Raw genomic sequence first — 21,998 nt, 5'->3', positions numbered from 1 at the left:
TACCTTCCAATATTTAAGATGTATATCTAAAATTCATTGATGTATTTCTTACCTTTGTACATTATTTAGACTAAATAAAAATAATTCATTGTGACCTTACTGGATGTAGCTCTTGGAGAGAAAGCCGTTATCACGAAAGTGAAAGGCAGAGGTGCATTCCGTAAGCGAATTACTGAAATGGGGTTTATAGTGGGCAAAGAGGTCACTGTAGTGAAAAAAGCCCCCTTACAAGACCCTGTTGAATACAATATTCTGGGATATAATGTCACCCTTCGGAATAGTGAAGCCAAACTTATTGAAGTTAGTGAACTGACTGAAGGTAAAGTTCCTGAAATTAACTATTCCGGGACGTTTCAAACAGAACAGGAGGTTGCCTATTCGGCTCCCAAGGGTAAGGTTATAAATGTTTGTCTGGTCGGAAATCCAAACTCAGGTAAAACAACGCTTTTTAATCATGCTTCCGGTTCAAAGGAAAGGGTTGGAAATTATAGTGGTGTGACTATAGATGCAAAAGAGGCACATTTCAGGCTGAATGATTACAATATTATTATCACTGATCTGCCTGGCACTTATTCGATTACAGCCTATTCTCCGGAGGAGTTGTATGTCAGGAATTTTATCAGCGAAAAACTCCCTGATATTGTTGTGAATGTGGTTGATTCATCTAACCTTGAACGGAACCTATTCCTGACGACCCAGTTGATTGATATGGATATCCAGGTTGTGGTCGCGTTAAATATGTATGACGAGCTTCACAGGACCGGGGACAAACTTGATAGTGAATACCTGGGTAAGATGCTGGGAGTTCCTTTCGTTCATACTGTTGCCTCAAAGGGGAAAGGGATTCAGGAACTCTTTCAGAAGATCATAGAAGTATATGAAGGCCGTGATGAAACCACAAGGCACATTCATATCAACTATGGAAAATCGTTGGAGCAGGCGATACAAAATATTCAACAAAAGATTCGGATTCCCGGGAATGTCGATTTTATGACAACGATATCTTCCCGGTTTCTTTCCATAAAACTGATCGAAAAGGATCGTTCGGCCAGAAATCTTGTGAGAACTTTTTCTAATGCTGACGATATCATTAATGTTAGCCAGGAAGAGATCACCAGGATTGAAAACGAACTCAAAGAAGATAGTGAAACCCTGGTTGCTGATGCCAAATATGGGTTTATTGCAGGAGCCCTTGCTGAGACTTTGATTCCAAATCCGAAAACCCAGAGAAGAAAAAGTGAGGTTATCGATACCATTATCACTCATAAGGTGTGGGGAATTCCTGTCTTTGTATTTTTCATGTGGGTAACGTTCTATAGTACTTTCAAGTTAGGCAATTATCCTATGCGGGGGATTGAATGGCTTGTTCAGTTTATTTCAGCAGAGCTTCAGACAGCACTGCCTGATGGGATGTTCAGGGACCTATTGATACAGGGAATTATAGGTGGTGTAGGTGGTGTCATTGTATTCCTTCCCAATATCCTCCTGCTATACCTATTCATTGCCTTAATGGAAGATTCCGGTTATATGGCAAGGGCTGTATTCATCATGGATAAACTGATGCATAAAATTGGCCTTCATGGGAAGTCTTTCATACCCTTAGTGATGGGATTCGGCTGTAATGTTCCGGCCATCCTTTCCACCAGGGTAATCGAAAGCCGTCGTGACCGGATCATTACAATGCTGATCAATCCATTCATGTCGTGCAGTGCCCGTTTACCTGTGTATATTCTATTTATTACTGCATTTTTCAAAGACTACCAGGGCAGTATCCTTTTCGGAATGTACAGTTTTGGAATATTGCTTGCCATTGGTTCTGCCCTATTGTTTCGTAAGACCTTATTCAGGAAGAAAGATGTTCCGTTTGTCATGGAACTGCCCCCTTACAGAGTGCCCACAGTTCGCTCAGTTGTAAGACATATGTGGAGCAGGGCAGTACAATACCTTCGCAAAATTGGAGGTGTAATCTTAATTGCTTCCATTATCATCTGGGCTCTGGGATATTTCCCACACCAGGTTTCGGATGAAAAGAAATACCAGGTGCTGAAAGAAGAAGTTCAGAAGAAGTACATTGAGTCGATGAAAAGTCCAAATCTGACTGATGCGGAAATACTTACACTTAAGGACCAGGAAAGAGCAGAGCTATCCGTGATTCAGCTTCAATATAATTCAGAATTGCAGAAAAACTCATTCATTGGTCGTATCGGGCATTTTATGGAGCCGGCAATGAGGCCATTAGGTTTTGACTGGAAAATGAGTGTCGCCATTCTTTCCGGGGTATCAGCCAAGGAGGTAGTGGTAGGTACTTTGGGTATTTTGTACCAATCAGATATGAATGCACCCAATGCAGATAAGACCCTTGCCAGCAGGCTTCAGACCCAGCAGTATACCTATGGATCAAAAATTGGAGAAGCAGTTTTCACCCCATTGGTTGCCATGAGTTTCATGTTATTTATACTCATCTATTTCCCCTGTATTGGAGTGATTTCAGCCATTAGCAGGGAATCGGGGAGTTGGAAATGGGCTGCATTCATTGTGGTATACACTACAGTCCTGGCTTATTTGGCATCATTAATATTTTACCAGGTTGGAAGTTTGTTTGTTTAGTTATGAAAGATTTTTTTGAAACCTTAATTCATCAAAGAACCCTCGTTTTCTACCTCATTTTAGGTGTGGTGTTGTTACTGACCCGTATTCCGGTGGCTGGAAAATACTTCAGGAGTGTCAATACGCTGATTCATGAGGCAGGACATGCATTTATGACTTTGTTGCTTAGTGGTGAAGTAATTGCTATTAATATATTTGCTGATACCTCCGGGAATACAGTCACGAAAGCAAGTAACAAATTTTTCCAGGTACTGATAGCTGCAGCAGGTTACCCTCTTTCTGCCATTATTGGATTCATTCTGATGTTCATGCTATCAAATGGTTATTATTTATATATACTTTTTTTCTTTGCAAGTTTAACCTTGTTATTAATGGTCCTTTCCATCCGAAATGGTTATGGATTATTCTGGGCCGGAACATTCTCACTGCTTAATTTGTTACTTATATACATCAATGACGGCAACTGGATTTTTATTGCAGCAACTTTTTTCTCCTTAATTGTGCTTACTGATGCTGTACTAAGTTCTGTTGTTTTATTTGTAATCACTATCAAAACCCCAAAGAAAGCGGGCGATGCCACAAATCTGCATAAATTCACCAAGGTACCTGCAGTGATCTGGTCCATCCTGTTTTTAGTTTTCTCAGGAATTATGGCATATTTAGCCATCCTGAAGTATTTCCCACCATTGAAAGACATCATTTCATCGTAGCATGCAAGAGATCCTCACATACAGTATCCTGGCTTTAACCCTGTTATATGCGGGGTGGAAACTTTTCAGGATGTTTCTGCCTGAAAAAAAGAATGAAGTAGGCTGCAGCAGCGGTTGTGGCTGTGATACTGTGAAACTAAAGAAGGAAATCCTGGACCGTAAGCTACTCAACATGCCAGTAAAGGAAACAGTGCCCCCTGTTGTCAAAAGTCAGGTTTAGTTCAGTTAGCCAATGCCATAAAAACTGAATCTACTGAATGATTATTCTCATTCAATCTGTTTTCTGAAATCAAAGAAATTATTTTCCTGAAGATTTATCAAGCCTGTTAAGACCTTTTGCGGCTTTTTCGTCATTGACCCGCAGTTTCAGGACCCTTTCATAATCCAGGCGTGCTTTTGGCTTATCACCTTTTAATTCATAGGAATAGCCCCTGTTAAAATAAGCATCGGCAAAGGTTGAATCGAGACTGACCGCCTTAGAAAAAAAATCAATTCCTTTATCAAAGTCCTTTTGATACACAAGGTTGACATAGCCGGAATTGTAGATAGCGAGTTTATTTTCAGGATCGATCTTCAGCATACGGGCATATTGTTCCAAAGCCAAGACAGGTTTTTCATTTTCCTGGTACAACATTCCGAGGTTATACATGGCTTCGAGGCTTGATGAGTCTGCCTTTATTGCATTACTAAAATAATCCATTGCCATGGCAGGCTTTGAACTGGTAAATGAATAACCCAGTTGCATCAAGGCATCATAATGTTTTGGATCATGCTGTACTGCCATCCTGAAAGCTTCAACTGCCTTGAGTTTTTCGTTATTCTCATCCAGGGCGACTCCTTTGATATAATATGCATCAGCAGTTTTTGGGTCCAGTTCAAGCACTTTTTCAACTGAGAGTGCACAATTCTCATAATCTTTCATTACGAGGTAGAGTTTAGCCTTTTCCAGGTATGCTTCCTTGTTAGCCGGATCCAGGCTATTGATTGAATTGAGCGCTTCCAGTGCCTGTTGAGGTTTCCCCATCATAACATGTACCTTTGACAGAGATAGCAGAGCATGGGTATTCTTAGGCTCTGAATTAAGTACAATATTAAGGTCAGCCAGTGCATCATTCAGTTTCTGATGATTGATAAAGTACTCTGCCCTTTTCAGGTAGAGGCTCATATCCTTATCGTTTTCAGAGATTGCTGCATTCAGAATAGCAAGTTCCTGGTCGGTGTCCAGATTTTTATCAGGACCTTTTGATTTCGGCTTACATGAAATAAGCTGGATTTGAAGGATCAGAATGCTAATGAAAAGTAAGTATTTCATTCAAAAAGGTATTTGGGTAAAATTTGAATTGCGAAGCGAGTACTACATTTTCTGCAAAAATAGATACTCCTTCCCTGATAATGATCAAAGAAGGAGTATTGATTTAAATAATTAGTCGGATCGTCAGGGTTTTATTGCTGCAACGACCAGTTTTTCAATTTCCTCGCAGAGTTCGGGATTATCGGCTAGTAATTTTTTAAGCGCATCTCTTCCCTGTCCAAGTTTGGTTTCCCCATAGCTGAACCATGAGCCACTTTTCTTGATAATATTATGTTCTACACCAATGTCGATGATTTCACCATACTTGGAAATACCTTCTCCATAAATGATGTCAAATTCTGCTGAACGGAATGGAGGGGCTACTTTGTTCTTGACGACTTTAACCTTTACATGATTACCGATAGCAGTATCACCTTCCTTGATCTGGGTTTGTCTGCGGATATCGAGGCGAACTGATGCATAGAATTTAAGGGCATTACCACCGGTAGTAGTTTCAGGGTTTCCGAACATAACACCGATTTTTTCCCTGAGTTGGTTGATAAAAATGCAGCAGCAACCTGTTTTGCTGATAGTTGAGGTCAATTTTCTAAGGGCCTGTGACATTAACCTGGCCTGAAGGCCCATTTTTGAGTCACCCATTTCCCCTTCAATTTCACTTTTAGGTGTCAGTGCTGCGACAGAATCGATTACAATTACATCAATAGCACCCGAGCGTATCAGGTTATCAGCAATTTCCAAAGCCTGTTCCCCGTTATCAGGCTGGGAAATCAGCAGGTTTTCAATATCAACACCCAGGCGTTGAGCATAGGTGCGGTCAAAAGCATGTTCAGCATCAATAAAGGCAGCTATTCCCCCGGTTTTTTGGGATTCAGCGATTACATGCAAAGCCAGGGTTGTTTTACCAGAAGATTCAGGTCCGTAGATTTCAACGACACGCCCTTTTGGTAAACCACCAATTCCTAATGCAGCATCCAAACCGAGTGAACCTGTTGAAATAGCAGGAGTATCATCGATTGCCTGATCACCAAGCTTCATAATGGTACCTTTCCCGTATGTTTTCTCGAGCTTATCGAGGGTCAGTTTCAGTGCATTTAATTTGTCTGTTTTCTCGTCTTTACTCATAATTTGTAATATTAAAATTTCATTGATGATATTGTTGTAAAAATTAGGATAATATTGAATCCCAACCATAAAAGGAATTGCATTTTCAGCCACTTCCCTTATGAAGGTGATGGGTGTAATGTATTAGAACACAGTTATTTGTACCTACCAGAGTGGAATCAATATTCTCTTTGACAAATATAGACAGATTGGCATGAAAAAATCCGGGTGAAAACCGGATTCTTGGAATTATTTATTAACAATAACCCTTTCTAAAACGCCCCCATATTAAGGATCAGCCCAGAATCTGGCTTGTATGATTTTTCGTATCTACTTTACTTATGACTTCCTGGATCAGTCCGTCCTCAGAAATGACAAAGGTCGTTCTAAGGACTCCTTCATAACTTTTTCCCATAAATTTTTTAGGCCCCCAAACTCCGTATGATTGGATAATATTTTTTTCAGGATCTGGAAGTAATGGAAAAGGAAGATGGTATTTTTCGGCAAATTTCTGGTGCGATTTACCCGGGTCAGGACTTACTCCTACAACCTTATAACCTTGTTTTAGCAATGAATCATAATTGTCCCTCAGATCACATGCTTCGGCTGTACAACCGGGTGTATCATCCTTAGGATAGAAATACAGCACCAGTTTACTTCCTTTAAGTGTTTCTAGACTTATTATGTTACCATTTTGATCGGTCCCTTCGAAAAATGGAGCGGGATCACCTTTTTTTAATACAGACATTGGAAGATATTATTAAGTGTTTGTTTAACCTTTACTCTTTCGATAATAAACAATAAATTTTTAAGATTGTTTTCCCAGATAAAAATTACAAAACTCTTTTAATCCACAAGTCTCACAGAGTGGTTTTCGGGCAATACAAACATATCTTCCATGCAGAATGAGCCAATGGTGTGCTTTAGGAATGAGATCTTCCGGTATTCCTTTTACCAGTTGCATTTCAGCCTCATATGGAGTTTTGGCATTGTGAGTCAGGCCGATTCTTGCTGATACTCTGAACACGTGGGTATCCACAGCCATCGCCGGTTTATTAAATACTACCGATGCGATCACATTTGCAGTTTTCCTTCCAACTCCCGGTAGTTTCTGTAAGTCATCAATGTCTTCCGGTACTACTCCATTGTAAAGGCTTATTAATTCCCTGGCCATTCCCATCAGGCTTTTAGTCTTATTATTGGGATAGGAGCAACTTTTTATAAGTTCAAATACTTGTTCGGAAGAAGCTTTTGATAAAGAACTTACATCAGGAAATTCCTTAAAGAATGGAGGGGTGATAAGGTTCACCCTTTTGTCAGTACATTGAGCCGAAAGGATAACAGCCACCAGCAATTCATAGGGACTTTTAAACTTAAGTTCAGTTTCAGCTACAGGCATATTTTCCTGGAAGTACTGAATGAACATCTTATATCTCTGGGCGTTGGAAATTCCGGAATTCATTTCCATTGTTGATTCAAATATAGGAATCATAAAGATCCCGAATTGAAAGGAATAAAAAAACCCGCTCGACGGCGGGCTATAGTATTTTAATTAAGAATCAGGAAGCAGTTTCCTGTCGTGTTCGTTTTTAAAACCTCAAGGGCCAATGAATAATGTAAGATCATCTTCAGGTTCTCCTTAGAAGGAATCCTGGAAGAAGGAGAATTCTGGCGATTTGAACGGGTTTTTAAAAGAACGTTTTCCAGAGTAAAGTGTTTTGTCATGCACCTGGGATTGGTTATCAATACCAGGAAAACGAGAATTACACCCTATTATTGTAATTAGGAAGATTTTTTTTAGACAGTCAGCGTAATTTCTTTCCTGTCAATCATCTTTCTTAGATTGATAAGGGCATAGCGCATCCTTCCCAGAGCAGTATTGATACTAACATCTGTTTGTTCGGCAATATCCTTAAAGCTCATATCAGCGTAATGACGCATCAGTAATACTTCCCGTTGTTCTTCGGGTAAATAATTAATCAGGCGTCTCACATCCTCATGAATCTGGTCAACGATGATCCTTTCTTCAATAGAATCATCAATAATCCTCAGATTATCAAAGATGTCCCCATCTTCCTGGTTGTTTTCAACTACAGGAATCCTCTTGGATTTACGGTAGAAATCAATAATCAGGTTATGGGCAATGCGCATAACCCATTGAATAAACTTACCTTCTTCTTTATAGGTTCCCGATCTCAAGGTGTTAATAACCTTAATAAAGGTATCCTGGAAAATGTCATCAGCCAGATGCCTGTCTCTGACAACAAGTAGAATGTAAGAATATACTTTTTGCTTGTGGCGTGTAATAAGGACCTCGAGACTAGAGTGATTACCTGACAGATAATCGCTTATTAGCTCCTGATCGCTAACAAAGGGGGCTTCCATCGCTCCGGAATTAGTTAGTAAAAGGTGAGTCTAAAAGCGTAGAAATCTGTCGATAAAGGTCCTCCTATTATTATAATTTCCTGTAGATCAAGAAATTGCTGGATTAATACTTTTTAGCCTTAAGGCTGATTGTTATGCAAATATAAGACTTTTTCCGAAAAATCAATATTTTTCGTAAAATTCTTTACCTATTAATAACCCATTCCATAAAAAGGTAATATGAAATTCCTGAAAACATGATGAGTATACTCGGATGAACAAGGGTAAGTATTAAAAATGTTGATCCTGAACTTTCATGTAATTCTCAAAAGGAATGAGTACTTTTGCAGCTTGAAAACCGATAGGAATGGCCAGCATTCGCCATTCTCACAAACCTTTATATAACAGCAATTTACAATCAATTATCCATGTCAGTTTACGATATTGATCAGTTAGATCCACGGAAATTTATACTGATAAAAGGGGCCAGGGTGAATAACCTGAAAAACCTTTCAGTTGCCATACCGCGGAATTCACTGACCGTGATTACAGGGTTATCAGGATCTGGAAAATCGTCATTGGCATTTGATACTTTGTATGCTGACGGGCAGAGAAGATATGTGGAGAGCCTGAGTGCATATGCCAGGCAGTTTCTAGGAAGGATGAGCAAACCGGAGGTGGATTATATCAAAGGTATTGCCCCGGCCATTGCTATTGAGCAGAAGGTAAATACAAGGAATCCCCGATCAACCGTAGGCACATCTACAGAGATCTATGAATATATTAAATTGTTATTCTCAAGGATAGGAAAGACTTATTCTCCCATCTCCGGCAACCAGGTGAAACGGCATTCGGTGACAGATGTAGTTGATGCTATTAAAGCTTTTCCAAACGGCACCAGGGTTTTAGTCTTTTGTCCGATTGTACCCAAGGAAGAAAGAAGCCTGAAGGAGCATTTGACTGTAATTCTTCAGCAGGGTTTCTCAAGGATTTTACATCATGGAGAAACCAGGAAATTGGAAGATGTTATACAGGAATCTGAGCATCTAGCGGCTTCGGAGCTTTTCATCCTGATAGACAGATTTACGGTGAATCAATCAGATGATGATTTTACTTCCAGGGTGGCAGATTCAGTTCAGACTGCATTTTTTGAAGGAGGTGGAAGCTGTTTTATTGATTATCAATATGATGATATCAAAGGCCAGGAGGAATTCAGTAATCGTTTTGAATTGGATGGGATTTGCTTTGAAGAGCCTTCAGTTCACTTATTCAGCTTTAATAACCCTTACGGAGCCTGTAAAACCTGCGAAGGCTTCGGGAGTGTAATTGGGATCGATGAAGATCTTGTGATCCCTGACAAAAGCCTGTCAGTTTATGAGGATGCTGTTGCCTGCTGGAAGGGTGAAAAGATGAGTGAGTACAAGAACGAACTCCTGAAGTATGCCCATAAGTTTGATTTTCCTGTTCATAAATCATATTTTGAGCTTACCGCAGCCCAGCGAAACCTGCTATGGGATGGAAATCAGTATTTTGAAGGGATTCGATCCTTTTTCAATATGGTAGAAAGCCAGACCTTTAAAATTCAGTACAGGGTCATGTTATCCCGGTATCGGGGCAAAACAATTTGTCCTGATTGCAAAGGAACGCGTTTGAGAAAGGATGCCAACTATGTGAAGATTGGAGGCATTTCAGTTACTGACCTTGTATTAATGCCAGTTTCCGGCTCCCTGGAATTTATGGATCAGCTGGCATTATCTGAATTCGACCAAAAAGTTGCCGGAAGGCTTATTATTGAAATCAGGAACCGTTTAAAGTACTTATCAAATGTAGGCCTCTCCTACCTGACGCTTAATCGATTGTCAAACACACTATCAGGGGGAGAATCCCAAAGAATCAATTTATCCACTTCATTAGGAAGTAGCCTTGTCGGATCTATGTATATCCTTGATGAACCCAGTATTGGGCTACATCCCAGGGATACCCACTTATTGATTGACGTTATCAAAGGATTAAGGGATATAGGCAACACCGTGATTGTGGTGGAGCATGAGGAGGAAGTTATCCGTGCGGCTGACCAGATTATTGACATTGGCCCTTTGGCAGGCAGCCATGGCGGGGAATTGGTATTCCAGGGAACAATGAAAGAACTGGAATCTGACACAAAAAGTCTCACCGGAAAGTATCTCAGGGGTGAGTTGAAAATTGAAGTGCCCCCCTCTCGCCGCAGATGGCATGATTATATTGAAGTTAAAGGTGTAAGGGAAAATAATTTAAAGAATATCAATGTACGATTCCCATTGAAGGCACTGACTGTTGTTACCGGTGTAAGCGGTTCAGGAAAAACATCATTAATAAAGAGGGTTTTATACCCGGCCATAAAGAAGATGTTTGGAGGCTATGGTGAACGTACCGGCAAATTTGATAAGATTGAAGGAGATTATAGCAGGATCAGTAATATAGAAATGATCGATCAGAACCCAATCGGCCGATCTTCCCGCTCGAATCCGGCAACATATGTAAAAGCCTACGACGAAATAAGGAATCTATATTCCGACCAGCCTTTATCCAAGTTAAGAGGCTATAAACCCGGCTATTTTTCATTCAATATTGAAGGCGGACGTTGTGAGGAATGTGAAGGGGATGGAATTGTTAAAGTAGAAATGCAATTTATGGCTGATATCCATCTGACTTGTGATTCCTGCAAAGGAAAGCGATTCAAGGAAGAAGTACTGGACATTAAATTTCATGAGCATAGCATTTCAGATATTTTAGGGTTGACCATAGAGCAAGCCATAGAGTTTTTTATGTCCCATGAATCACATCACAGCAGTTGCCATAAGATAGTTACCAAACTTAAACCACTGGCTGATGTTGGATTAGGCTACTTAAAACTCGGACAGTCGTCGGACACTTTTTCAGGTGGAGAAGCGCAGCGTATCAAACTGGCTTCATTTTTAACCAAAGGAATTTCGGATTCCCCTACCCTGTTTATTTTTGATGAGCCTACCACCGGACTACATTTTCATGATATCAGCAAGCTACTCATTGCATTCAATGAACTGATCCTCAGGGGGCACACAGTTATTGTTATCGAGCATAATCCGGAAGTGATCAAAACTGCTGATTGGGTGATTGACCTGGGACCTGAGGGAGGAGATGCTGGTGGTTATCTAGTATTTGAAGGAACTCCCGAGGAGCTTGTAAAATGTGAAAATTCTTATACCGGCAAATTTCTGAAAGATAAACTGACTCGCCCAAAAACTTAGTTAACATGAGAATCCATTATCTTCAGCATGACGCCTTCGAGGACCTTTCCTCCATAGGAGAATGGGCTCAGCAAAAGGGACATGTTTTGAGTTATTCCAGGATGGATCTTTTGGATGCCCTGCCTGCAAATGATACTTTTGATTGGCTCATAGTTATGGGCGGGAAAATGGGGGTTTATGAAACACAACAATACCCCTGGCTTGGTGAGGAAATCAATTTTATCAGTCAAGCCATTGATTCAGGAAAAACTGTAATGGGAATTTGCCTGGGTGCCCAGTTAGTAGCAGCAGCTTTAGGTGCCGGTGTTTATCTTAATGATCAGCCTGAAATAGGTTTTTACCCGGTAAAATTTAATGAAAAAGCCAGTAAAGACAATATATTCAGATTGTTTGGAGAAGAACGGATTGTACTTCATATCCATAATGACACCTTTGACCTGCCGGAAGATGCAGTATTAATGGCAAGTTCAGCAGCTACAGTAAATCAGGCCTTCAAGTATAAGGATCATGTATATGCGCTTCAATTCCATTTTGAAGTCAATACTGAAAGGGTGGATCGTTTCATCCTTGAATCGATGCAGGCTTTACCGGAAGGAAAATGGATTCAATCCAACCATAAAGTTAAGGAACTAACAAAAGTATGTCATGAAAATAACTTCATTCTCTGGCAAATCTTAGATGCGCTTGAATTGCAGTCGACCCACAAATAGATGTGCCTGAACTTCTGTAATATTTTGACAAAGTTTTTCTTAACTTTGCACAAAAATTCAGAGGAAAATTGATATAATTGACTGAAAATCAATATTTAACATAAACTTAACATCAAATAACAATGAGTCAAAAAAAGTATGTTTATTACTTTGGTGGTAAAAAAGCCGAAGGAGAGGCCACAATGAAGAACCTCTTAGGTGGTAAAGGTGCCAACCTTGCTGAAATGGTGAATCTCGGACTCCCGGTACCTGCCGGTCTTACTGTTACTACAGAAGGTTGTACCGATTATTATGAGAACGGTTGTGCTCTACCAGCTTCACTTATGCCAGAGGTTTGGGAAGGGATGAAGAAAGTTGAAAGTGAAATGGGAATGAAGTATGGTGATTCAGAGAATCCCCTGCTTATGTCATGTCGTTCAGGAGCCAGGGCTTCAATGCCTGGTATGATGGATACAGTATTGAATGTTGGGCTTTGTTCTGCAACCATTCCAGGTCTGATCAAGAAGACAAATAATCCGAGGTTTGTTTGGGATTCCTATCGTCGTTTGATCATGATGTATGCTGATGTTGTGATGGAAAAGGCTGAAGGTATCGAGCCTGTTGATGGCAAGGGTATCCGCAAGCAGCTTGATGATATGCTGGACACTTATAAGCACAAAAAAGGTGTTAAATCTGATACTGATCTAAGTTCTGATGATCTGAAAGCACTTGCTGATGCATTCAAAGTTAAGGTAAAAGAAAGTCTTGGTAAAGAATTCCCGGACGATGCAAGGGAACAACTCGAGGGTGGTATTAAAGCTGTTTTCAAAAGCTGGAATGGAAAGAAAGCTGTTTCTTATCGTCGCATTGAAGGTATTCCTGATGATTGGGGAACTGCTGTAAATGTTCAGGCAATGGTGTTTGGTAATATGGGTGATTCATCAGCAACAGGTGTTGCTTTCACCCGTAATCCAGCTACCGGTGAGAACCTGTTTTATGGTGAATGGCTTGTAAATGCCCAGGGAGAAGACGTAGTAGCAGGTATTCGTACCCCTAGTCCTCTCAATGATGACACCAAAAATGAGCAGAATGCGCATCTGCATAGCATGCAGGAATCAATGGCCGTTACTTATGTTGAACTCGACAATATTCGCACGATTCTTGAGAAGAGTTTTAAGGATATGCTTGATATTGAATTCACTATCCAGGAAGGCAAACTTTACATGTTACAATGTCGTGCAGGTAAACGTACCGGCACAGCCGCACTGAATATGGCCATGGATATGCTTGAGGAAGGACTGATCGATGAGAAGACAGCAGTTATGCGTGTAGATCCTGCACAGCTTGACGAGCTCCTCCATCCTATTTGCGATCCTGCAGAAGAGAAGAAAGTAAGTGTTATTGTGAAAGGACTACCAGCTGGTCCGGGTGCCGCTGTTGGAAAGATTGTATTTACTGCTGAAGATGCAGTAGCATGGCAACGTAAAGGTGAAAAAGTGATCCTTGTCCGTGAAGAAACCAATCCTGAAGATGTAGAAGGTATGCGTGCTGCTGAGGGTATTCTAACTGCCCGTGGTGGTATGACTTCACATGCTGCACTCGTAGCCCGTGGATGGGGAAAATGCTGCATCGTGGGTGCCGGTAAACTTCATGTAGATGTATCAACCAAGCAGGCTAAGATTGAAGGCAGTGATATTATCCTGAAAGAAGGAGATATCTTAACTCTGAACGGAACAAAAGGTCACGTATACCAGAATGCACTTCCATTAATGGATGCGACTGAGAATCCACGTTTCCAGACCTTCATGAAAATTGTTGACAAGTATCGTACAATGGGTGTCCGCACCAATGCTGATACTGCAGTCGATGCAAAGAATGCACGTGATTTTGGTGCTGAAGGGATTGGCCTTTTCCGTACAGAACATATGTTTTATGGTAAAGGATCTGAGCAGCCATTATTCCTGCTTCGCAAGATGATCCTGAGTAATGGACTTGAAGAACGCGTAGCAGCACTTAATGAACTTTCTGTTTTTGTAAAGAAAGACATCAAGGCTACACTTCTTGCCATGGACACCCTTCCTGTTACCTTCAGGTTATTGGATCCGCCATTACATGAATTTGTTCCTCAGAGTGCCGAAAAACAGGCTGAATTAGCAAAGGCACTTGGAATATCTTCGGAGGCTGTTGCCAAACGAGGAGAAGGTTTACATGAATCCAATCCAATGATGGGACATCGTGGTGTCCGCCTTGGAATCACTTATCCGGAGGTTTCTGAAATGCAGATCAGAGCAATTTTTGAAGCAACTGTTGAGCTGATCAATGAAGGTCATGATCCACATCCTGAAATCATGGTTCCTGTTACCTGCGAAGTTGGAGAACTTGATTTCACCAAGAAAATCGTGGACCGCGTTTATGCTGAAGTTTGTGCCAAATTTAGTATTAAATCCATTGATTATAAATATGGTACAATGATTGAGATTCCAAGGGCTTGCCTATTGGCTGATAAAATGGCCATGACTGCTGAATTTTTCTCCTTTGGAACCAATGACCTTACCCAGATGACCTTTGGTTTCAGCCGCGATGATATTGGTGGATTCATGAATGAGTACCTGGATATGAAAATCCTTGCAGCAGATCCTTTCCAGACCATCGACCAGGATGGAGTTGGACAGTTGATAAAAATGGCTGTAGACAAAGGACGTGCAACCCGTAAGGATCTTAAGGTTGGTATTTGTGGAGAACAGGGAGGCGATCCTGCATCTGTTGAATTCTGTTTCAAAGCAGGTTTAACCTATGTAAGTTGTTCACCTTTCAGGGTGCCAATTGCCCGTCTCGCAGCCGCTCAATCTGCTATTAAAGCCAGCAAATAAATCCAGGAAATTCCTGAAATATTAGAGAATCAAAAAAATTCTCAATTAAAAAAGGCAGTAACGTTTGTTTACTGCCTTTTTTTATATTTGCAAGAACCAAACATATTAACATATCTGATTTTTTCAATTCTAACACTGAAACCAAATCAACCAATAATAACTTCAAATTTAAGCAATGGCAAAAGCTATTAATCGTCCAGGCGTACTGATTGACATTGAGCAGTATGGCATTAAAGGAATTGAAGAGGTATATTATAACCTCTCTTTTGAAGAACTATTTAAACATGAAACAGATCCGTCGCTGATTGGATTTGAGCGTGGAACTCTATCAACACTGGATGCGATAAACGTTGACACTGGTGTTTTCACCGGTCGTTCACCAAAGGACAAGTACATTGTTATGGATTCGGTGAGCAAGGACACAGTTTGGTGGTCGACCATTGGGAAAAATGATAACAAACCCATTTCCCCAGAGGTATGGAATCATCTTCATGATGTGATTGTCAGCCAGTTAACCGGTAAAAAGCTTTATGTTGTAGATGCTTATTGTGGTGCAAATCCTGATACGCGTTTGAATGTACGTTTTATCATGGAGGTAGCATGGCAAGCTCATTTTGTGAAGAATATGTTCATTCGTCCGAGTGATGAAGAACTGGCAGGCTTCAAACCTGATTTTGTGGTGTTAAATGGTTCCAAGACGACCAACCCGAATTGGAAGGAACAGGGCTTAAATTCAGAGAATTTTGTTGCTTTCAATCTTACAGAAAGAATGCAATTGATTGGAGGATCCTGGTATGGAGGTGAGATGAAGAAAGGGATTTTCTCTATGATGAATTATTTCCTTCCCTTAAAAGGAATTGCTTCAATGCATTGTTCAGCAAATATGGGTAAAGAGGGTGATGTAGCGATCTTTTTCGGACTTTCAGGTACCGGGAAGACCACTTTGTCGGCTGACCCAAAAAGGGCTCTTATTGGTGATGATGAGCATGGATGGGATGATGATGGTGTTTTCAATTTTGAAGGAGGTTGCTATGCTAAATGTATCAACTTAAGCAAGGAGAATGAGCCGGATATTTATGCTGCTATTCGTCGTGATGCACTTCTTGAGAATGTAGTACTTAAAGCTGATGGGACACCTGATTTTGCTGATTCATCCAAGACTGAAAATACAAGGGTTTCTTATCCAATCTATCACATAAACAATATTGTAAAACCTGTTTCCAAAGGAGGTCATGCTACAAAAGTGATCTTCCTCACAGCAGATGCATTCGGAGTATTACCTCCGGTATCTATTCTTGATGCTGATCAGACCAAGTATCATTTCCTTTCTGGCTTCACCGCTAAGCTTGCTGGCACCGAAAGAGGAGTTACTTCGCCACAACCTACTTTTTCAGCATGTTTTGGAAATGCCTTTCTTTCCCTGCATCCCACAAAGTATGCTGTTGAACTGGTAAAGCGAATGGAAAAATCCAATGCGAAGGCTTACCTGGTAAATACGGGTTGGAATGGCACCGGGAAAAGAATTTCCATTAAGGATACCCGTGGTATAATTGATGCCATCCTGGATGGGAGTATTGATCATGTACCCACCAAAAAACTCTCCTATTTCAACCTTACCATTCCTACAGAGTTACATGGAGTAAACACCGGAGTGCTTGACCCTAAAATGACCTATGCCCAGCCTGAAGAGTGGGAAGAAAAAGCTAAAGACCTGGCTAAAAGGTTTATCGACAACTTTGCCAAATACACAGATAATGAAGAAGGCAAGCGATTAGTTGAAGCCGGCCCGAAACTCTGAAAATAAGAAAATTAATTATAAACCCCTTTGAAGTATAGGCTTCAAAGGGGTTTATAATTTCAATCTAATCATGTTAATTGAGTACAATTAATTCATTAGTGCAGTAAATAAACAACATTCAAGCCTGGAAATGAAATCTCATGTATTCTTGTTTACACTCATTCTAAAGAAGAATTTCCTTTAATATCAAGCCTTTAAGCATGTATTTAAATCAACAATACTAAAAAAAGTGAAAACAATCGTATTGATTTTTAAATTAATGCACTACATTTGTGATTGTTTCCTTAATTTTAATTCTTAATACGCATCACAATGTCCACTGGAAAGGTTAAATTTTTCAACCAGCAAAAAGGTTTCGGTTTTATCCTGGATGATGAAACTTCAAAAGACGTATTTGTACATGTAACTGGTCTTATCGACAAAATTAAAGATGATGATCTGGTAACGTTTGATATTGTTGAAGATCGTCGTGGTCCTAAAGCAATCAATGTCAGACTGAGCTAATAACTGCTGCATTGATAAGATTTGAAAGCTTCCTTTCGGGGAAGCTTTTTTTTATTTTCAAGGAAACCCGCCTGAATACTCATATCAGGTATTTTTGCACTAACCAAATCCAGCATTTTGAATATTCTACAAGCAGAACATCTTTCCAAGTCCTATGGTGAAAAGGTATTATTTGATGATATCAGTTTTGGTATTGAGAAAGGTCAGAAGGTCGCCCTGATTGCAAGAAACGGCACAGGGAAGAGTACATTAATGAAGATTTTAACAGGATTGGATGCTGCGGATTCTGGAAAAGTGACCATCAGAAACGGGATAAGGATATCATTTCTCGACCAGGATCCTCCTTTTTCAAATGATATTACGGTTTTGGATGCCATCTTCTCTTCTGAGAATGAGGCATTAAGGGCTTTGCATGATTATGAATTATCCCTTGAGCAGATGAGGCTTAACCCCGGACCTGTAAGCGACAGGAGATTAAGTGAGAGTATGCAAAGGATGGACGCTCACAGAGGATGGGATTATGAAACCCGTGCTAAGGAAATACTTGGGCAATTTGCCATTCATGATCTCTCGCAGCCAATCCGGGAGTTATCGGGCGGACAGAAGAAGAAAATTGCGCTGGCACATGCATTGATTGGAGAACCGGACTTACTACTGCTTGATGAGCCTACCAATCATCTTGATTTTGAAATGATTGAATGGTTGGAAGAATACCTTTCGAGAGAGTCACTGAGTTTACTGTTAGTTACTCATGATCGCTATTTCCTGGATAGTGTGTGTGATACTATCCTTGAAATGGAGCGAAATACAATTTTTCCTTATCGTGGGGGCTACTCTTATTACCTGGAGAAAAAGGCTGAGAAAGAGCTTTCTGAAGAACTTTCTCAAGAGAAGGCTAAAAACCTCTATCGTGTTGAGCTGGAATGGATGCGCAGGATGCCCAAAGCCCGGACAACCAAATCGAAATCGAGGATTACAGCCTTTGATGATGTTAAGGATAAAGCTAACCGAAAGAATGCGGAAAAGAACATTGAGTTTGGTGTAAATGCGAACCCATTGGGCGGCAAGATCATTGAAGTGGATAATATCACTAAACGATTTGGGAATTTTACAGCAGTTGACGACTTTTCCTACATTTTCAAACGGGGAGAGAAGATTGGGGTTTTAGGTCTGAATGGTTCGGGAAAATCAACCCTTTTAAATATTATATCAGGCCAAATGAGGCCCGATATAGGTAAAATTTCAACAGGCCAAACTGTTGTCATGGGTTATTATACCCAGGAAGGATTAAAGCCGAAAGAAGATCTCCGGGTTATCGATATAGTAAAATCAGTTGCGGAGGAGATACAGCTAAAGAAAGGAAGTATGTCGGCTTCTCAGTTCCTGCATCATTTCAACTTCAGTTATCCTGTTCAACAAGCCTATTTCAGTAGTTTGAGCGGGGGTGAAAAAAGACGTTTGTACCTGCTTCTTCAATTAATAAAAAACCCCAATTTCCTGATCCTTGATGAACCGACCAATGACCTGGACATTCAAACACTGCAGGTATTAGAGGAATTTCTCATTGAATTTCAGGGCTGTTTATTGATAGTTTCCCATGATCGTTTTTTACTCGATAAATTATGTGATCATGTATTTGTTTTTGAAGGGAATGGCAAAATCAAGGATTTCTATGGAAATTACAGCCAGTATTACCAATTTCGAATCCGTGATCAGAAACAGCTGAAACAGTTACAGGCCTTAGAAGATAAAACACCTAAAGTAAACAGGGAAAAGAAAGGTCCGATTAAGCCTAGTTATAAGCAATTAAAGGAATTCGAAGGGCTTGAATCCCTTATTAATCAATTAGAAGAGGAAAAACAGCTTGTTTTGCAGAAGCTGAATGATGGAACTGCACCGATTGATGAATTGAATACCCTATCAATGAGATACAATGAACTGGACAAGGAGATAGAAATAAAAACACTTCTTTGGATGGAGCTTGGAGAGATCATTGATAATACAGGCAAAACAGAGTAATCCTCAATTAAGGATCAGGGTAAAATCTGCAGAATCGTTTACATTTAATATTCCTGGCATAAAATAAACCCGGTAAGGTTTTTATGCTTACCGGGTACATCTAGCCAACCATTATTCCTCAAGTCATGGAATAATCTCTTTCCATTTCAATGATAGAGTTGCTGAGCATTCCGGTATCCGGAAATGTTGAGGAACCAGTCATAGTATTCATTTCCACTGGAAACACTCCAGGGGACGAACTTTGTATAACCATTGAGAATGGGTATTTTTTCAGCGGGATAATCAAATTTTTCTACTGTATTCAGGCACCAGGGAAGGTTATTCCTGGTGACATAATATCTGCCTGATGCGGGATCGGAGTCGTCGCTTCCTGTGCCAAATAAGGTCATATCAGCGAGGCTCGTGGGAGGTTGATTGATCAGATGAACCTCTTTCGAACGGTCACCATTTACAAAAATAAATGGATTATAAGGTGGAGTGCCAATTGCACTAAGTGCCTGTGGACTTGTAAATGCAATGGAGACAGAAAGTGTGTCAGGTGTTCGGTAAGGTGCACCTACTGTTGTATTGACACCAGATCCGGAGATATGAGGCAAGATATGATAAGCGTTGTCGAAGAGAATAAATGTAGCTTTCGATTGTGCAGCCTCGGTACCATTTGCTGCCAGCGTTATGATATTCTCAGAAAGTTCATATCCTGAAAAAGATGAGATAACATTGGGGCTTACAGGAAGCTGGAATCCGAAACCACTTTCATAACCAGCTCCAATAGCTCTTAGAATATATTTTGCCTGTATACCAACCACCTTATTTTGGCCATTAGTAACCTGGTTTACATGATAATCGATAACGATATCATTAAAATCATAGTCACCAACTGAGGGCCAGAGGTCTTCAAAAGCGAGAGAACCGGTTGAACCTTCTGAAGGGTAGTAGTTATTAAATGCTTTCCCTGCATCGTTGGGATAATCGTCGAAATTATCTGAAATTCCATCCTGGTCAGAATCGGTTGCAGTATAATTAGGCAAAGGAACATGGCTAACATCAACAGCTTGAATGGGATCGGCTGACACATAGAATACTGCGTCATTGAAATCATTATCAGAACTCTGATCACGTTTAATATCTTCAACACCCAGGAGAAATTTACCCCGTCCAATATCGTTGCAAAGGATAAAATGCTGCTTTATAGAAGCGTTAGCCTCCGGATTCAAGTTTTTATCGCTGTAGAAAATCCAGTTGCCATTGGTGATGGTACCATTCCTAAAGCCATCGGAAATTAAGACCCAACCAATGGAGGTTCCGGGAGGGTACTGGCCAATATAAACTTTATTTCCTGCTACAAGTCCACCCCCACTTCCCTGGAATGATGCGTTTGGGAAGACAATATGGATGGAATCGATATCACTCACTGTTGCTGGAACATCGCCCTGGGTATAGGTATAAAAGCCCAGTACGTTTCTATAACCGGCACCCTCATGGACAAATGTAACCCATACATTACAGGCTTCATCCAAAAGCAGGTTCTGTACATTTCCAGCATCAAAGTATTGTGGGTGACTTGTCGGGAGTGCAATCCTTTCGGGAAGGGTGGCATTGATATCCTGAATCATGGATGCATCAATGATATCATTTTGTGGTTCCAGGTAGTTTGGGACACCAGAGCTATTATAGGTCCCCAGGGGAACAAACACACTATTTGTACTCTTAAAGAAAGCACCTCCCCCGCTTTTAAACTTTTTTTCTGCTTTTCCGCCAAGTTTACAATATAGCATTCCGGATTCAATCTGTATGGTTTGCATATTGACAAAGCCAATAGCATCGGTTCCAATCATCAATTGTTCCATGTATGCAGGAATGGAATATTCACATTCGAAGATACCTTTACTATCAGTGATCCCACTTACCAAACGTTTTCCGCCACTATCAGGGTGAGCCGTATAAACATCAACCCGCATACCTTTAACAGGACCATCGTTATTATCCAGCATATTAACGAGGATTGTAACCGGTTTCTCTGTTTTAAAGGTAAATTCCTTATCAACTTTTAGTTCGCTCATATTATCAATGATAACCGGGAATTGCATATCCTTGGTGCAGGAGTTCATAACCCATACAATAATAATTAGCAGGCTTAGAACAAAGAAGATTCTTGAACGCATAGGCTTTAACTTTGATTGAAGTATTTATTACTGTGATAAAATGCTTGTCAAAAGACAGTATTTGTCAAGTATTAATAGCCAATAGCGTTAAAGGAAATAGGTTTCCGGACAAAAAAACAGACTATCTAAAATACAAGTTGGCCTCTTTCATTGATTCAATCTTGTAACCCCAGCCTTCAGGCTGGGGTTTGTCAATACCAAGTAAAAGCGGCCTTTAGGCCTGACTTATGGAATGAAAGGAATTAATCAACCTGTTATGATTACATTTACCTTCATAATGGTTGTTGTTTCAGAATGAAATTTCGGATATTGTATCAGTGAATATTGAAAGAACAAACAGGAAACATTTTTTCTGCTCAACTTCAAACCAATCTGTCAGGCCTAAAGGCCACGGTTTTGTTGAGCGGTATGTCCCCAGCCTAAAGGCTGGGGTTACAAGATGCATATGTATTCATTTATCCATTACAGCTTTCACAATTTTATTCAGGATAGCTTTGGAATTTAACCCTGTAATAGGATGCATCCACCTCCTGATATTTTTATGTTTGAATAAAAACTCAATAGATAATCTAAAAAAAGAGGCTGTCTCAAAACTT

Annotated in this window: 16 protein-coding genes; 9 read left to right on the top strand and 7 right to left on the bottom strand. The window is 40.3% G+C overall.

Annotation, left to right across the window (positions count from 1 at the left end):
• Nucleotides 1-90: 90 nt before the first annotated feature.
• The 3 genes from feoB to IPH84_00965 are packed head-to-tail and all read left to right on the top strand — an operon-like array spanning nucleotide 91 to nucleotide 3,537.
• On the top strand, nucleotides 91-2,607 hold the full coding sequence (gene feoB / locus IPH84_00975; protein MBK7171813.1) for a ferrous iron transport protein B: 2,517 nt from the start codon (nucleotides 91-93) through the stop codon (nucleotides 2,605-2,607).
• A gap of 2 nt (nucleotides 2,608-2,609) precedes the next feature.
• On the top strand, nucleotides 2,610-3,317 hold the full coding sequence (locus IPH84_00970; protein MBK7171812.1) for a M50 family metallopeptidase: 708 nt from the start codon (nucleotides 2,610-2,612) through the stop codon (nucleotides 3,315-3,317).
• Between the two features lies 1 nt (nucleotide 3,318).
• Complete coding sequence (locus IPH84_00965; GenBank protein MBK7171811.1) at nucleotides 3,319-3,537, top strand: hypothetical protein; 219 nt, start codon at nucleotides 3,319-3,321, stop codon at nucleotides 3,535-3,537.
• A 78-nt stretch (nucleotides 3,538-3,615) separates the two neighbouring features.
• Here IPH84_00965 and IPH84_00960 read toward each other — a convergent pair whose 3' ends face one another.
• From IPH84_00960 to IPH84_00935, 6 genes are all read right to left on the bottom strand, one after another.
• Complete coding sequence (locus IPH84_00960) at nucleotides 3,616-4,629, bottom strand: tetratricopeptide repeat protein (GenBank protein MBK7171810.1); 1,014 nt, start codon at nucleotides 4,627-4,629, stop codon at nucleotides 3,616-3,618.
• A 123-nt stretch (nucleotides 4,630-4,752) separates the two neighbouring features.
• A complete protein-coding gene (gene recA, locus IPH84_00955) occupies nucleotides 4,753-5,751 on the bottom strand; it encodes a recombinase RecA (GenBank protein MBK7171809.1) in 999 nt (332 codons plus the stop codon).
• Between the two features lie 274 nt (nucleotides 5,752-6,025).
• A complete protein-coding gene (bcp, locus tag IPH84_00950) occupies nucleotides 6,026-6,478 on the bottom strand; it encodes a thioredoxin-dependent thiol peroxidase (protein MBK7171808.1) in 453 nt (150 codons plus the stop codon).
• Between the two features lie 60 nt (nucleotides 6,479-6,538).
• Complete coding sequence (nth, locus tag IPH84_00945; protein ID MBK7171807.1) at nucleotides 6,539-7,180, bottom strand: endonuclease III; 642 nt, start codon at nucleotides 7,178-7,180, stop codon at nucleotides 6,539-6,541.
• 98 nt (nucleotides 7,181-7,278) lie between these two features.
• Nucleotides 7,279-7,455, bottom strand: coding sequence for a hypothetical protein (locus IPH84_00940; GenBank protein MBK7171806.1), 177 nt, complete (start codon nucleotides 7,453-7,455; stop codon nucleotides 7,279-7,281).
• A gap of 72 nt (nucleotides 7,456-7,527) precedes the next feature.
• The gene (locus tag IPH84_00935; protein ID MBK7171805.1) at nucleotides 7,528-8,115 is read right to left on the bottom strand and encodes a sigma-70 family RNA polymerase sigma factor; all 588 of its coding nucleotides are present in this window, start codon (nucleotides 8,113-8,115) and stop codon (nucleotides 7,528-7,530) included.
• Between the two features lie 407 nt (nucleotides 8,116-8,522).
• On the opposite strand from IPH84_00935, the gene uvrA reads away from it, so the two are divergent.
• The 6 genes from uvrA to IPH84_00905 all read left to right on the top strand — a co-directional run bounded on the left by uvrA (nucleotide 8,523) and on the right by IPH84_00905 (nucleotide 19,240).
• Complete coding sequence (uvrA, locus tag IPH84_00930; protein ID MBK7171804.1) at nucleotides 8,523-11,360, top strand: excinuclease ABC subunit UvrA; 2,838 nt, start codon at nucleotides 8,523-8,525, stop codon at nucleotides 11,358-11,360.
• Nucleotides 11,361-11,365: 5 nt separating this feature from the next.
• Entirely contained in the window at nucleotides 11,366-12,070 is a 705-nt protein-coding gene (locus tag IPH84_00925) for an amidotransferase (GenBank protein MBK7171803.1), read from the top strand.
• A gap of 122 nt (nucleotides 12,071-12,192) precedes the next feature.
• Nucleotides 12,193-14,919, top strand: a complete 2,727-nt coding sequence (locus IPH84_00920; GenBank protein ID MBK7171802.1) for a pyruvate, phosphate dikinase — start codon at nucleotides 12,193-12,195, stop codon at nucleotides 14,917-14,919.
• Nucleotides 14,920-15,094: 175 nt separating this feature from the next.
• Nucleotides 15,095-16,717, top strand: coding sequence for a phosphoenolpyruvate carboxykinase (ATP) (pckA, locus tag IPH84_00915; protein MBK7171801.1), 1,623 nt, complete (start codon nucleotides 15,095-15,097; stop codon nucleotides 16,715-16,717).
• Between the two features lie 312 nt (nucleotides 16,718-17,029).
• Entirely contained in the window at nucleotides 17,030-17,221 is a 192-nt protein-coding gene (locus IPH84_00910) for a cold shock domain-containing protein (protein ID MBK7171800.1), read from the top strand.
• Nucleotides 17,222-17,335: 114 nt separating this feature from the next.
• A complete protein-coding gene (locus IPH84_00905; GenBank protein MBK7171799.1) occupies nucleotides 17,336-19,240 on the top strand; it encodes an ABC-F family ATP-binding cassette domain-containing protein in 1,905 nt (634 codons plus the stop codon).
• Nucleotides 19,241-19,386: 146 nt separating this feature from the next.
• On the opposite strand, the gene IPH84_00900 is transcribed toward IPH84_00905, so the two are convergent.
• The gene (locus IPH84_00900) at nucleotides 19,387-21,402 is read right to left on the bottom strand and encodes an LruC domain-containing protein (GenBank protein ID MBK7171798.1); all 2,016 of its coding nucleotides are present in this window, start codon (nucleotides 21,400-21,402) and stop codon (nucleotides 19,387-19,389) included.
• Nucleotides 21,403-21,998: the final 596 nt, after the last annotated feature.

The sequence above is a fragment of the Bacteroidales bacterium genome, assembly GCA_016707785.1.
GTDB lineage: Bacteria > Bacteroidota > Bacteroidia > Bacteroidales > UBA4417 > UBA4417.
This window is presented reverse-complemented; position numbering and strand designations above follow the sequence as displayed.